11 protein-coding genes are annotated in these 13,104 nt (G+C 62.2%); 8 read left to right on the plus strand and 3 right to left on the minus strand.

The annotated features are described in order from the left end of the window. The first annotated feature begins 2 nt into the window (after positions 1 to 2). The 7 genes from dnaE to U0029_RS06640 are packed head-to-tail and all read left to right on the plus strand — an operon-like array spanning position 3 to position 9,167. Positions 3 to 3,494 (plus strand): DNA polymerase III subunit alpha, encoded by a 3,492-nt coding sequence (dnaE, locus tag U0029_RS06610; RefSeq protein WP_012417900.1) that lies wholly within the window; start codon positions 3 to 5, stop codon positions 3,492 to 3,494. After that, positions 3,494 to 4,594, plus strand: a complete 1,101-nt coding sequence (locus U0029_RS06615; RefSeq protein ID WP_012417899.1) for a glycosyltransferase family 4 protein — start codon at positions 3,494 to 3,496, stop codon at positions 4,592 to 4,594. Before dnaE ends, U0029_RS06615 begins: the two co-directional genes overlap by 1 nt. Further along, complete coding sequence (locus U0029_RS06620) at positions 4,591 to 5,439, plus strand: polysaccharide deacetylase family protein (RefSeq protein ID WP_012417898.1); 849 nt, start codon at positions 4,591 to 4,593, stop codon at positions 5,437 to 5,439. The genes U0029_RS06615 and U0029_RS06620 overlap by 4 nt, the downstream gene beginning before the upstream one ends. Then, positions 5,436 to 6,194 carry a glycosyltransferase family 2 protein gene (locus U0029_RS06625; protein ID WP_114852653.1) on the plus strand — a complete coding sequence of 253 codons (759 nt, stop codon included), beginning with the start codon at positions 5,436 to 5,438 and terminating at the stop codon, positions 6,192 to 6,194. Before U0029_RS06620 ends, U0029_RS06625 begins: the two co-directional genes overlap by 4 nt. Continuing rightward, complete coding sequence (locus U0029_RS06630; RefSeq protein WP_114852654.1) at positions 6,191 to 7,300, plus strand: glycosyltransferase family 4 protein; 1,110 nt, start codon at positions 6,191 to 6,193, stop codon at positions 7,298 to 7,300. Before U0029_RS06625 ends, U0029_RS06630 begins: the two co-directional genes overlap by 4 nt. A 27-nt stretch (positions 7,301 to 7,327) precedes the next feature. After that, positions 7,328 to 8,053 (plus strand): polysaccharide deacetylase family protein, encoded by a 726-nt coding sequence (locus U0029_RS06635; RefSeq protein WP_114852655.1) that lies wholly within the window; start codon positions 7,328 to 7,330, stop codon positions 8,051 to 8,053. After that, positions 8,031 to 9,167 (plus strand): glycosyltransferase family 4 protein, encoded by a 1,137-nt coding sequence (locus U0029_RS06640; RefSeq protein WP_114852656.1) that lies wholly within the window; start codon positions 8,031 to 8,033, stop codon positions 9,165 to 9,167. The genes U0029_RS06635 and U0029_RS06640 overlap by 23 nt, the downstream gene beginning before the upstream one ends. Before the next feature lie 5 nt (positions 9,168 to 9,172). On the opposite strand, the gene U0029_RS06645 is transcribed toward U0029_RS06640, so the two are convergent. Genes U0029_RS06645 through U0029_RS06655 form a run of 3 tightly spaced genes read right to left on the minus strand, consistent with a single transcriptional unit; the run spans position 9,173 to position 11,191 of the window. Continuing rightward, complete coding sequence (locus U0029_RS06645) at positions 9,173 to 9,442, minus strand: YkgJ family cysteine cluster protein (protein WP_147294794.1); 270 nt, start codon at positions 9,440 to 9,442, stop codon at positions 9,173 to 9,175. Positions 9,443 to 9,444: 2 nt separating this feature from the next. After that, entirely contained in the window at positions 9,445 to 10,209 is a 765-nt protein-coding gene (locus U0029_RS06650; RefSeq protein WP_114852658.1) for a YdcF family protein, read from the minus strand. Positions 10,210 to 10,222: 13 nt separating this feature from the next. Further along, a complete protein-coding gene (locus U0029_RS06655) occupies positions 10,223 to 11,191 on the minus strand; it encodes a glycosyltransferase family 9 protein (RefSeq protein ID WP_012417891.1) in 969 nt (322 codons plus the stop codon). Positions 11,192 to 11,288: 97 nt separating this feature from the next. On the opposite strand from U0029_RS06655, the gene msbA reads away from it, so the two are divergent. Next, a complete protein-coding gene (gene msbA / locus U0029_RS06660) occupies positions 11,289 to 13,064 on the plus strand; it encodes a lipid A export permease/ATP-binding protein MsbA (RefSeq protein ID WP_012417890.1) in 1,776 nt (591 codons plus the stop codon). Positions 13,065 to 13,104 lie beyond the last annotated feature (40 nt).

A 13,104-nucleotide genomic window follows, 5' to 3' on the forward strand; every position in this document is an offset into this window, starting at 1 on the left:
AGATGTCTGAAGCCGTAACAACTCCCCCCCCTTTTGTACATTTGCGCGTTCACTCCGAATTTTCGGTGGTGGACGGGATCGTGCGTATTCCTGGCCTGATCAAGCGCGTGGCCAAACTCGGCCAGCCCGCCGTCGCCCTGACAGACCTGTCCAATTTGTTCGGTCTGATCAAATTTTACAAAAGCGCCCGGGGCGCCGGGATCAAGCCCATTGCCGGGGCGGATGTCTGGCTCAGCAATGACGAAGATCGTGACAAGCCTTTCCGTGCCCTGATTCTGGTGCGCAACAACCAGGGCTATCTGAATCTCTGCGAGCTGTTGTCGCAGGCTTTTCTGGTCAACCAATATAAGGGCCGTGCCGAGGTGCGGCGCGAGTGGCTACAGGGCCAGGAGGGCCTGATCCTGTTGTCGGGCGGCAGGGCGGGTGATATCGGTCATGCGCTGGATGCAGGTAATACGGCGGGGGCGCTAGCCTTGGCGCGCCAGTGGGCTGCCATGTTTCCTGGGGCCTTCTACATCGAATTGCAGCGCGCTGGCATGGACGGCGACGAAACTTACACCCAGGCCGCGATGCGTCTGGCTGCTGAAGCGGGTCTGCCCGTCGTGGCCACGCACCCAGTGCAATTTCTCGACCAGGACGAGTTCCAGGCGCATGAAGCACGGGTGTGCATCGCCGAAGGCGAAATTCTGGCCGATCCGCGCCGCGTCAGACGCTTTTCACCACAGCAGTATCTGCAAAGCTCGGAAGAAATGCATCAGCGTTTCGCCGATGTGCCCTCAGCCCTGGCCAACACCGTCGAGATTGCAAAGCGCTGCAATCTATCCTTGGTGTTGGGCAAGCCGCGTTTGCCGGATTTCCCCACGCCCGAGGGCGTGTCGCTCGATGACTATCTGGTGCAGCTTTCCGAAGAGGGGCTGGAAAAGCGGCTGGCCTTTCTTTACCCCGACGAGGCCGAGCGCGCTCGGCAGCGCGACAGCTACTACCAGCGTTTGCGCTGGGAGTGTTCGACCATCATTCAGATGGGCTTTCCGGGCTACTTCCTCATCGTTCAGGACTTCATCAATTGGGGCAAGAATAACGGCGTGCCCGTTGGGCCCGGCCGGGGGTCGGGAGCCGGGTCGCTCGTGGCCTATGCCTTGGGCATCACCGATCTTGACCCCATCCGCTATGACCTGCTGTTCGAGCGCTTCCTGAATCCGGAGCGGGTGTCCATGCCCGACTTCGATATCGACTTCTGCCAGGACAACCGCGAACGGGTCATTGAATACGTCAAACTCAAGTACGGCCGCGCGGCAGTGAGCCAGATCGCCACGTTCGGCACCTTGGGCGCCAAGGCGGTGGTGCGTGATGCCGGCCGTGTGCTGGACATGCCTTATATGTTCTGCGATGGCCTGTCCAAGTTGATTCCCTTCAATCCGGCCGATCCCTGGTCGCTGGAACGCACCTTGAAAGAAGAGCCGGCGTTCAGGGATCGCTATGAGCAGGAAGAGGAGGTCCGCGCTCTAGTCGATCTTGCTCAGCCGCTCGAGGGTTTGACGCGCAACATCGGCATGCATGCAGGCGGCGTGTTGATCGCGCCCGGCAAGCTCACGGATTTTTGCCCACTGTATTGCCAGCCGGGCCAGGAGAATTACGCGGTTTCGCAGTTCGACAAAGATGACGTCGAAGCCGCCGGTCTGGTGAAGTTCGACTTTCTGGGCTTGCGCAACCTGACCATTCTGGATTGGGCCGTGCGCTACGTGCGCCAGTTCAACCCCGATCAGCGCGACTTCGACATCATGGCCTTGTCGCTGGATGATCCGGCGGCCTACAAGGTCTTGTGCGATGCCAACACCACGGCGGTATTCCAGCTCGAATCCCGTGGCATGAAAGAGCTGCTCAAGAAGCTGCGGCCCAATACTTTCGAAGACATCATCGCCATGCTGGCCCTCTATCGTCCGGGGCCGCTTGAGTCTGGCATGGTCGATGACTTCGTCAATCGCAAGCACGGGCGAGCAGCCGTGGATTATTTCCACCCCGATCTGGAAGGCACGCTCAAAAGCACATACGGGGTCATCGTCTACCAAGAACAGGTGATGCTGATCTCGCAGATCATCGGTGGCTATTCGCTGGGCGGCGCCGACCTGCTGCGCCGCGCCATGGGTAAGAAAAAGCCTGAAGAAATGGCCAAGCACCGCGAGCTGTTCCAGAAGGGCGCGGTGGATAAGGGCCATGATCCGGATCTGGCGGTCAAGCTGTTCGACCTGATGGAGAAATTCGCCGGCTACGGCTTTAACAAGTCGCACTCGGCGGCTTATGCGCTCATCGCCTATCAAACCGCCTGGCTCAAGGCCTATCACCCGGCGGAATTCCTGGCCGCGACGCTGTCCTCCGATATGGATGACACTGACAAGGTGCAGATTTTTTGCCGCGATGCCCAGGACAACGGGGTGGAGGTGCTCCCGCCCGATGTCAATGCATCGGGTTACCGTTTCGCGCCCGTTGAAGATGAGCACACCGCGCGCGGCAAGCCGCCGCGCACCATGCGTTATGGCCTGGGGGCGGTCAAGGGGACGGGGCAGGGAGCGGTCGAGGAAATCCTGCGCGCCCGCGAAGCCGATGGCCCCTTTGTCAATTTGTTCGATTTTTGCCGCCGGGTAGGTAAGCATGCCGTCAACCGGCGGACCATCGAAGCGCTGATCCGTGCGGGCGCTTTCGATACCATCGAATCCAACCGGGCGGCCATGCTGGCCTCGGTCGGCACGGCCATGGAAGCCGCCGAGCAGGCCGCGCGCAGCGCCAACCAGGCTTCGCTCTTTGGTGATGACAGCAGCGAAGTGGTCGCCGGCGAACTGACCAAGGTCGCGCCCTGGAATTTGCACACCCAGCTCACAGAAGAGAAGGCGGCGCTGGGTTATTACTTCAGCGGCCACCTCTTTGATGCCTGGCGCGATGAAGTGCGCCGCATCGTGCCGATGCCCTTGGCTCGTATCGAGCCGCAGCGCGATTTGCAATGGATGTGTGGCGTGCTGGCCAGTGTGCGCGTCATGATGACCCGGCGCGGTAAGATGGTGTTTGCGGTGCTCGATGACGGTACGGCCCAGGTCGAGATCTCGGTCTTTAACGAATTGTTCGAGAAACACCGCAACCGCCTGAAAGAAGATCAATTGCTCATCGTGCAAGGCAAGGTCAGCAACGACGAGTATTCCGGCGGCATGCGTATCGTGGCCGAGAATCTTTTTGATCTGCAGCTGGCGCGTGAAGCCCGGGCTCGTGCCCTGCGCATTACCGTCAACAATGAGGCCGACGCCGCCCGTCTGCGGCAGATGCTCAATCCCTTCCGTGCCGAGCCGGAAAACGGCGTGCCCGGCGTGCCGGTTGATGTCATCTACCGTAAAGACAATTTTTCCTGCACCGTGAGGCTGGGCGAGGCATGGCGTGTGCGCATGGCCGATGCCTTGCTGGAAAATCTTTCGGCCTGGGTCAAGCCCGAAGGCGTAGAGGTAAGCTACTGATGCGTCCGCTTCGTATCATCCACTCTGAGGCCGCCACCAGCTTTGGCGGCCAGGAAGGCCGTATTTTCAAGGAAATGCAGGCCATGCGAGCGCGTGGCCATCAGATGGAGGCCATTGTTCAGCCCGATGCTCAACTGGGCGAGCGCTTGCGCGATGCCGGATTTACCGTGCACACCCTTTATATGGATGGGCCGCTGAATTATCTGAAGGGCGTGCTCGCCCTGCGCAAGCTGCTCAAGCGCGGGCAATACGACGTGCTCAATACCCATAGCCGGCGCGATACCGTTATCGCCGCTGCGGCAGGCCGGCTGGCGGGTACGCCGCTGATCGTGCGCACCCGGCACCTGTCCAACAAGGTCGGCTCGCTCTGGAGCTATACCGGCTTACCTCATCGCGTCACCACCGTCAGCGATCATGTGCGCGAAGGGCTGATCGCGCGAGGCGTGCCCGAAGACCATATCGCCACGCTTTATTCGCCCATTACGCTGCCGCCGCCGGTCGAGCGCTCGACCTTACGCGACGAGTTGGGTCTGTCGGAGCGTGATCTGGTTGTGGGTTGCGTGGCCGTGATGCGCGCCAGCAAAGGCCACAAAGATCTGATTGACGCCATGAGGCCCTTGATCGCCGCGCACGATGCTTTACACCTGGTTTTCGTGGGGGGCGGGTCACCGGTCTTTGAGCAGACCCAGGCCTATGTCGCCGAACTGGGGTTGCAGTCCCGCGTGCACCTGATGGGGACGCGCCGTGATGTGCCCAATCTGCTTGCCGGATTCGATATCTTCGCTCTCGCAACACAACAGGAGGCGTCGGGCACGGTCTATGTCGAGGCCGAGGCCAGCGGCGTTCCGGTTGTGGGCACGAATGTCGGCGGTGTTTCCGAAATGATGCGCGATGGCGTGACGGGTTTTCTGGTGCCGGCCAAAGACGGCGCTGCCTTGACCGACGCGCTGCGCCGTCTGATCGATGATCCCGCCCTGCGCCGCCGCATGGGGCAGGCCGGATGGCGCATGATTCGCGAAGAGGGCGTGTTTTCACCCGAGCGCTTGGCCGAAAACACCGAAACCGTTTATCGCAAGTGGCTGGAAGAACGCAAACAATGAGAAAAAATGCCCCCAGTGTTCCGGTGCTGATGTATCACCACATTACGCCGGAGGGCGGCATGATTGCTGCCACGCCCGAGGTTTTCGAGGCGCAGATTGCCAGTCTGGCGGCTGCCGGCTACCAATCCTTGTCGGCCGATCAGTTCGCCGCCTATCTTGCCGGTGGCGAGGTGCCGGAGAAATCCGTGCTGATCACGTTTGACGACGGCTACCTCAATAACTGGGTGCACGCGCATCCGGTGCTCAAACGCCACGGCATGAAGGCCGTCATCTTTCTCATCACCGGCCTGATTGGCGACGGTCCGGCGCGGCCCAGCCCCGGCCAAGCGCTGCCGGCCGATGTCGATCACGACACAAGCAAGCGCCTTATCGCCGCCGGCCGCGCCGACGAAGTCATGCTGCGCTGGAGTGAGGTAAGGGCCATGATCGAGGCCGGCACCTTTGAGTTCCACTCGCATACCCACACCCATACCCGCTGGGATAAAGAATGTGGCGCTGATGTCAGCGCCAAGCGCCGCCACATCGCGCAAGAGCTGGATGATTCCCGCGCCACCCTGATCGAGCGTCTGGGCAGCGTAAGCGACCACCTCTGCTGGCCGCAAGGTTATTTCGATGCTGACTACCTGCAGGCGGCCCGCGAAGCGGGTTTTCGGCATCTTTACACCACGGACCCGCTCGGACAAAACCGGCCTGGCTCCGATCCTGCCCATATTTATCGTTTTGCGGTGCGCAATCGCGCAGGCGGGTGGCTCAAGCGGCGTATCTGGCAATCCCGGGGTCGTTTGGTCGGACCCGTTTTTCACGCCTGGAAAAAACTCAAAAAGCGTCTTAGGAGGCGTGCATGACGCTATCGGTCATCATCATCACCAAGAATGAGGCCGCCAATATCCGGGGTTGTCTGGAGTCGGTGGCCTTCGCCGATGAGTTCATCGTCGTGGATTCGGGCAGCACCGACAATACCGTCGAACTGGCGCGCGACTTTGGCGCCAGGGTCAGCATCACGCCGGATTGGCCGGGCTTCGGTGTGCAGAAAAACCGCGCGCTTGACCTGGCGACCGGCGACTGGGTGTTGTCCATCGATGCGGATGAGCGCCTGACGCCTGAACTGGCGCAGGCCATCCGCACGGCGATGGCCAGTCCGCAGGCCACTGCTTACGAGATGCCGCGGCTATCCTGGTTTTGCGGCCGCTTCATCCGGCATAGCGGTTGGTGGCCGGATTACGTGCTGCGCCTCTGGAAGCGCGGCACGGCGCGTTTCACCGACGCCGCCGTGCATGAACGGGTTGTGCCCCATGACGGTCAGGTGTTCAGGCTCGCCCCGCATCTCGAGCACTATCCCTATCCCGATCTCGATACCTTGGTCACCAAGGCCAACCGTTATTCCTCGGATGCCGCGGCCATGATGTATGCCAAAGGCCGGCGCGCCAACGTTTTTACCGCCCTGGGCCACAGTTTTTGGACCTTTGTGCGCATCTATCTGATCCGGCGCGGTTTTCTCGACGGCCGCCATGGGCTGGTGCTGGCCGTGACCGCGGCCGCAGGCAGTTTTTTTCGTTACGCCAAACTGATGTTCAAATCCGAACCCGAGCCGCCCAAGTGAAGATTCTTTACACCAACTTCCATCCCCGCAATGGCGGCGGGCATGTTACTTACATCATCAATCTGGCGCGTGCGCTGGCGCCCGACCACGAAATCGTCGTGGCCACGCCAGAGACCAGCCGGCTGTATCGTTACGCCCAAACCATCCCCGGCGTGCGCGTGGCGCCCATGACCTTCACCACGCGTCTTTCTTCGTGGTTCGGAGAGCGGGTTCAGCTTAAACGGCTGATCGCACGAGAAAAGTTCGATGTCATTCATTGCAATGGCAGCGCCGATCATAAGCAGGTCATGGTGGCGACGCTGGGCATGCGCCGTCCGCGCATCATTCTCACCAAACACAACGATCATTCGCTCTCCAGCCTGGGCAATACCTTGCGTGCGCGGCTGGCGACCGATCAGGTCATCGCCGTCAGTGACTACGTCCGGCATCTGCTTGAGGCTTCGCCCTATGGCCGGCTGCCCATTACCACCATCCGGCACGGGATCGACACGCATTTCTACGCCCCGCCCGCCAGCGGCAGTGAAGACAAGCTCCACGAACTATTTTTCGGCCCGGATTGGCAGGGCAAGTTGCTGCTCGGCAGCGCGGGCGGCACAGACTTCGACAAGGGTTGGCTGGATCTGGTCGACGCGGCCGGCAGCCTGCCGCCCGAACAGCGCGAACGCATCCGCATCCTCGTGGCCGGCGATCCGCCCAATGAAGCCAAATTGGCGCGGGTGCGTGAGGCCGGCATGGAACAGCAGGTCGTGTTTCCGGGCTTGCTAGACGATGTGCGTGCTGCGCTCGCGGCCTGCCATGTGGGCTATGTCCTCTCTTACCGGGAGGCATTGTCCTTTGCCTGCCGCGAAATGATGGCCATCGGACGGCCTGTGCTGGCCAGCGACGCGGGCGGACTGCCTGAAAACATCACGCCGGGCCGTGATGGCTGGGTGGTTCCGGCGCGTGATGTGGCCGCGATTGCCGACGTTTTGCGTTTTATGCTGAATGACCCGGCCGCATTACGCCGCATGGGTCAGGCCGCCCGCGAGAAGGCCGTGCGCGAGTTCAACCTGCATGATTTTGCCCAGGCTACGCTCGACGTTTACGTGCGTGCGCTGGCGGCTTAGCGCCCTCGGGGGCTCTATAATCCGGCCATGACATCCATCCCCATCCTCATGTACCACCAGATCGGCACGCCCGCAGCCAAAGGCACGCCGTATCGTGGCTTGACGGTACATCCCGCCAGTTTCCGTCGCCAGATGACCTGGATGCGCCGCTTCGGATATCGCGGTCTGTCGATGCGTGACCTCATGCCTTATCTGCGCGGCGAAAAAACCGGCAAGGTTTTTGGCGTCACCTTCGATGACGGCTATCGCAATGTGCTCGAGAACGCGGCGCCGGTGCTCCAAGAACTGGGGTTCACCGGGACGAATTATTTCGTCGCTCATCAGCTCGATGGCGGTAATGTCTGGGACATCGAAAAAGGCATTCCCTATTCGGGTCTCATGAGCGCGGCCGAAATGCGCCAATGGCATGATGCAGGCAATGAAGTCGGCTCGCACACGTTGGATCACGTGCATCTGCCGCAGGTCTCGCCGGAAGAGGCCCGCCGCCAGATCCGGCTGTCCAAGGACACGCTGGAGCAGGTGCTGGGGGCGCCCGTTACTGCTTTTTGCTATCCCTATGGTGATCACGGCCCCGAGCATAGGGCGATGGTGCGCGAGGCGGGCTACGACAACGCCACCCTGACCGTGCGCGGTCTGGCATCGGCAGCCGATGATCCCTTCGGCCTGCCGCGGGTCACCGTCTCGCGTTCCACCCATTTGCTGCAATTCCTGCAAAAGACTCTGACGCGCTATGAAGACCTCCGCCGGCGCTGAGCGGCGCTTGCGCATCGCGCTGCTGGTTGATCGTTTCGGCAAGCGTTTCGGCGGGGCAGAAGCTTATGGCGTGGAGCTGATGCGCGTGCTGGCCTGCCGGCACGACATCACCATCATCGCGCGCGACTACGATAGCGATCTGCGCCTGGACTACCTGCCTGTGAAGGTTAGCGCCCGTCTGCCCAGTTGGATGCGCGTGCTGTATTTCGCCTGCCGGGCGGCGCGCTACACCCGCGGCGGGCGTTTCGATATCGTGCATTCGCACATGAATGGCTGGTCTGGCGAGGTGCAGGTCATGCACGTCACGCCGGTGCGTTACAGCCGGCTGCATGGCCTGGGGCCATTGCGCCGGCTCGCCACCTGGCTCAGCCCTCGTCTGGCGACCTACCTCTGGCTGGAGCGCCAGCGTGTCGCGCCGGGCAAGCGGGTTGTGGCGGTGTCGCAACTCATCGTCGAACAACTGCATGATGCTTATGGCCCGTCTCTGCGCGTAGATACGATTTTGCCGGGCGTGCATAGCGCCCCGCCGATCGACGCCGCGCAACGGCGGGTCACCCGTCAAGAACTGGGCCTGAGCGAAGATGACATTGCCTGCCTGCTGGTGGCTCGCAATCCGCTGCGCAAAGGTCTGCCCGCGCTTGTGGAAGCGCTGGCCTGCCTGCCGGCGCGCTACCGTCTGTTGGTGGTGGGGGCTGACGGCCCGACGCGCGAGGCTGTGATGGCTAGCTCGGCCGCGGCGCGTGTCAGCCTCGTATCGCCTACCCCGGACGTCGGGCGTTACTACGAGGCCGCCGATCTCTATGTGCATCCGACGCTCAATGACAGCTTTGGCATGGCGCCGCTTGAGGCCATGGCCCATGGTCTGCCCGTCGTAATCAGTCCGCCGGCCTATTGCGGTTTCTCGCGCTATCTTTCGGATGGCGTGGATGCCCTCATATTGCGTGACCCCCATGATGGCGTTGGTTTGGCCCGGGCTATCCAGACGCTGGGCGAGGATGCAGGCTTGCGCGCCCGCCTGATTCAGGGCGGACGCAGTCTGGCGCAGCAGCAAAGCTGGGAGGCGGTGGCGGGCCGCTACGAAGCGCTCTACGAGCAGATTCTCTCGGCCCGTTGAGGGCGCTATCCAGCGCAAGGGGCCGGAGCCGTGAACTGCTCTATATGCCCCAGCCAGCGTAGCGCCTGCTCGCGGCTAGCTCCGCACATTTCCTCGCTGGGGGAAAGCGATCCGCAGACGGCAGGCCGCCCCGGCTGGCCAAAAATGCGGCAGCGCAAGGCTTCATCGAGTTGGATGCAGGGGACGCCTGCGGGCTTGCCTTGCGGCATGCCCGGAATCGGACTGGAAATCGAGGGCGCGATGCAACAGGCTGCGCAAGCGGTGCGGCACTGCATGGTCAAACCCAGCCGCGCAGCCAGTAAACCAGCAGCCCAGCGTATTCCTTGATGATAGAGCGGCTGGCGTCCAGGGTGCGCATATCCGGCACCCAGGGCGAAAGGCTGCCATCGGTGGGCGGCACGATCTGGGGCGGGGTGGGGGCGGCGATGGCCTCCACGCCCTGCTTCGAAAATGCAGCCATGGCGCGCGGCATATGCAGCGCAGAGGTCACCAGCAGCACTTTACTGATATGGTTGGCGCGTAGCGTGTCTTCGGTCAGGGCGGCGTTTTCATAGGTATTGCGGCTGGCATTCTCCAGAACCAGGGCCGAATCCGGCACCCCCCGCTGGCGCATGCGGTGCGCCATACCCTGCGCTTCGCTGACATTGCCCTCCAGCGCGCCTCCGGAAAGCACCACCTTGGGCGCCCGGCCCGCCAGATACAAATCGGTGGCGGTATCCACACGCACCACGGCGGTGTCCTTGTCATAGGGTAAAAACCAGTTGGCGCGGCCGTTCGCCGTGTTGCCCCCGAGCACGACAATGGCATCGGCTGTCGGCGCAGAGGCCGGTTCCAGATAGGGGTAGCGGTGTTCCAGTGCGCCGCCCAGCCATAGCGAGGTTGCAGGTAATGACCAGACCAGGACCCAGATCAGGCCTGTCGCGATTAGTGCGCCGGCCGTTTTGCGCCAGCGAAGGAGTCCGACCACCAAGCCCAGCACCAGCAGGGCGATGCAGAGGTTGAAGGGGATGATGAGGTTGGTCAGGTAACTATTGATAGCCATATCCGAACTTTTGCTACGGAGCGCCGCCTTGCAGCAGCGCAAGCGCTGAGCGCTCGACGTCATTTTGCGCGGGCCAGGCGTCTTCGCCGCCCAGGCAGACCGCCCGATCCGACCAGGGGCCGGTTCGTTCGCGGCGCGTGACGCCAAACAGCGTCAACTCTCTTGCGCCTGCGGCCGCCGCCACATGCGATACCCCTGAATCATTACATATCACGAGGGATGCGCGGGTGGTCAGGCAGGCAAAAGCGCCCAGCCCCAGAGGCGGCAGCAATTGCGCGGTGGGCGCATTGCGGCGCGCTTCCTCGATTTCCGAGGCCGGTGGGCACATTACCACGGTATGGCCCTGCGCTTGCAAGGAACGGGTCAGGGCGTCGAAATGGGGCCACACCTTGACGCGACCTCTGTGCAGGCCCGTTGCCGTCGGGGCGATCAGTACAAAGTCGCGGCCCTGCAGGCCGGCTTGCGCTAGGGCGGCATCGCAATCATGCTGGTGGCGTTCGGTCAGAGGCAGATTCAGCGAGGGTGCCGGATCGGCGGCTCCCTGCGGCAGGCCCCAGGCGCCAAGCGCTTCCCGAGTCAGGAAGTACCAGGACTGCACCGCATGCAGCGGCGCGGCAGGCTTGTCCACCGGCCAGCGTAGCAGCAGGCTGCGCCCGTCATCTCGGTAGCCCGCGCTGGGTACGCCTGCCAGGCGGAATACCGCAGCACTGGACAGCGAATCGGGTAAGAGCAAGCCGCGCGTGGCGCCCGAGGGCAGGGCGCTGCGGTGCTGCGCGACGGTGTTGCGGTCGACCCGCCATTTGCCCGTCATGGGCAGGAAGCCGGCCTTGGGCAGGCCGTCCAGCAAATCGCGGGCCCAGGGGCGGGCGCAAATCACCAGAGCTTGCCCGCTGGCCTGCAGCAGCCTCAGGCTGGGCAGGCTCATACAGACATCGCCCACCCAGTTGGGCACGCGTACATAAATGGCTGAGAGAGCGGACATGAAAAAAGACCGGTAAGCCTTCAAAGGCTGAGTATCGTTCAGGGGCCGGTGGCGGCGGGTACAATCCCGACATAATTGTATTAAAGAGAGTGCATCCTTGATTCCTGGCGTCCGAGAAGCAACCGCCGGCCACGAACCGGTCAAAGCCGAGTTGTGGAAGCGTATCTACAGCCGTGTGGGCTCCCATTGGAAGGGCCTCATCTTGGCCGTCCTGCTGATGGCGGGTGCTGCAGCCACGCAACCGACGCTTGCTGTGATCATGAAGCCGCTGATCGATGGCGGCTTCGCAGGTGATAAGCCGCAATATATCTGGTCTGTACCCCTGGCGGTGATCGGCCTGATTCTGCTGCGCGGCGTGTGTAATTTTTTCAGCGACTATCTGCTGGCCTGGGTGGCTAACAACGTGCTGCTGGGCATACGGCGCGAGATGTTTGACCGCCTTCTGGGCCTGCCGGACGCAGACTTCAAGCGAGGCGACACCGGGCGTCTGCTCAATCGTTTCACCATCGATGCGGGCAATGTCACCGGCTATGCCACTGACGTCATCACCGTCCTCGTGCGTGAAACCCTGGTGGTGATTTCGCTGATCGCCGTGCTGCTGTATATGTCCTGGCTGTTGACGGTCATCATCCTGGTGGTGATGCCGATTTCCGTCTGGATTGCCCGTTCCTTCGCACGCAGACTGCGCCGTATCAACCGCGAGACCGTCAACATGAACGCCGAACTGACCCGCGTGGTGAGTGAAGGCATCGACGGCCAGCGCGTGATCAAACTGTTTGATGGCTACGAAGCCGAGCGGGGCCGGTTCGCCTATGTCAACGCCCGCCTGCGCCGCTTCGCCATGCGCACCGCTGTGGCCGATGCCGCGCTGACGCCGCTGACTCAGGTCTGTATTGCCGTTGCCGTGGGCGCCGTGATCGCCGTAGCCTTGGGGCAGGCCAACGCCGGCACACTCACGGCAGGCGCTTTCGCCGCCTTCATGAGCGCGCTGGCCCAGATCTTCGATCCCATCAAGCGCCTGACCAATCTCGCCAGCAAGATGCAAAAAATGCTGGTGTCGGCGGAAAGCGTATTCACGCTGGTTGATCAGATTCCGGAAGTCGATGAGGGGCAGCGCACACTGGCCGAGCCGGTGCGCGGCAAGATCGAGTTCCGCCAAATTGGCCATCGTTTTCCCGAAGCCGACCGCAATACCATCTCCGATGTGAGTTTTACCGTCGAGCCGGGCCAGACCGTGGCGCTTGTGGGCCGCTCGGGCAGCGGCAAGACCACCCTGGTCAATATGCTGCCCCGTTTTGTCTTGCCGACCGAGGGCAGCATTCTTATCGATGACGTGCCCATTAACGACGTGCAGTTGAACAGCCTGCGCTCCCACCTCTCGCTCGTGAGCCAGGATGTTGTGCTGTTCGACGATACGATTGCCGCTAATGTGGGCTATGGCGCCTTGGGTAAAGCCGATGATCAGCGCATCCACGATGCGCTGGCTGCTGCCAATCTGCGAGACTTTGTTGACAGTCTGCCCAAGGGAATTCATACGCCCGTGGGTGAAAATGCGGCCCGCCTGTCCGGCGGCCAGCGTCAGCGTCTGGCCATTGCCCGCGCGCTGATCAAGAATGCGCCCATTCTCATTCTCGACGAAGCCACTTCGGCGCTCGATAATGAATCCGAGCGGCAGGTGCAAAGTTCGCTCGACCGCCTGATGCGCGGCCGCACCACGCTGGTGATTGCCCATCGCCTGTCCACCGTTCAGAACGCAGACCGCATCATCGTTCTGGATGCGGGGCGTATCGTGGAGCATGGCGCGCATACCGAGCTGCTCGCTGCGGGGGGGCTGTACGCCACGCTATACAACATGCAGTTCCGCGAAGACTGATTGTTTTCCGGCCCAAAGCAAAACGCCACCTCTGCGGGTG

The organism is Bordetella avium (genome assembly GCF_034424645.1).
In the GTDB taxonomy this organism is placed as follows: domain Bacteria; phylum Pseudomonadota; class Gammaproteobacteria; order Burkholderiales; family Burkholderiaceae_B; genus Bordetella; species Bordetella avium.

What these genes read in the sequence shown, in the direction of transcription:
- dnaE (WP_012417900.1), top strand. Translation starts at nt 3, where the DNA reads ATGTCTGAAGCCGTAACAACTCCCCCCCCTTTTGTACATTTGCGCGTT.
- U0029_RS06615 (WP_012417899.1), top strand. Translation starts at nt 3,494, where the DNA reads ATGCGTCCGCTTCGTATCATCCACTCTGAGGCCGCCACCAGCTTTGGC.
- U0029_RS06620 (WP_012417898.1), top strand. Translation starts at nt 4,591, where the DNA reads ATGAGAAAAAATGCCCCCAGTGTTCCGGTGCTGATGTATCACCACATT.
- U0029_RS06625 (WP_114852653.1), top strand. Translation starts at nt 5,436, where the DNA reads ATGACGCTATCGGTCATCATCATCACCAAGAATGAGGCCGCCAATATC.
- U0029_RS06635 (WP_114852655.1), top strand. Translation starts at nt 7,328, where the DNA reads ATGACATCCATCCCCATCCTCATGTACCACCAGATCGGCACGCCCGCA.
- U0029_RS06640 (WP_114852656.1), top strand. Translation starts at nt 8,031, where the DNA reads ATGAAGACCTCCGCCGGCGCTGAGCGGCGCTTGCGCATCGCGCTGCTG.
- U0029_RS06645 (WP_147294794.1), bottom strand. Translation starts at nt 9,442, where the DNA reads ATGCAGTGCCGCACCGCTTGCGCAGCCTGTTGCATCGCGCCCTCGATT.
- U0029_RS06650 (WP_114852658.1), bottom strand. Translation starts at nt 10,209, where the DNA reads ATGGCTATCAATAGTTACCTGACCAACCTCATCATCCCCTTCAACCTC.
- U0029_RS06655 (WP_012417891.1), bottom strand. Translation starts at nt 11,191, where the DNA reads ATGTCCGCTCTCTCAGCCATTTATGTACGCGTGCCCAACTGGGTGGGC.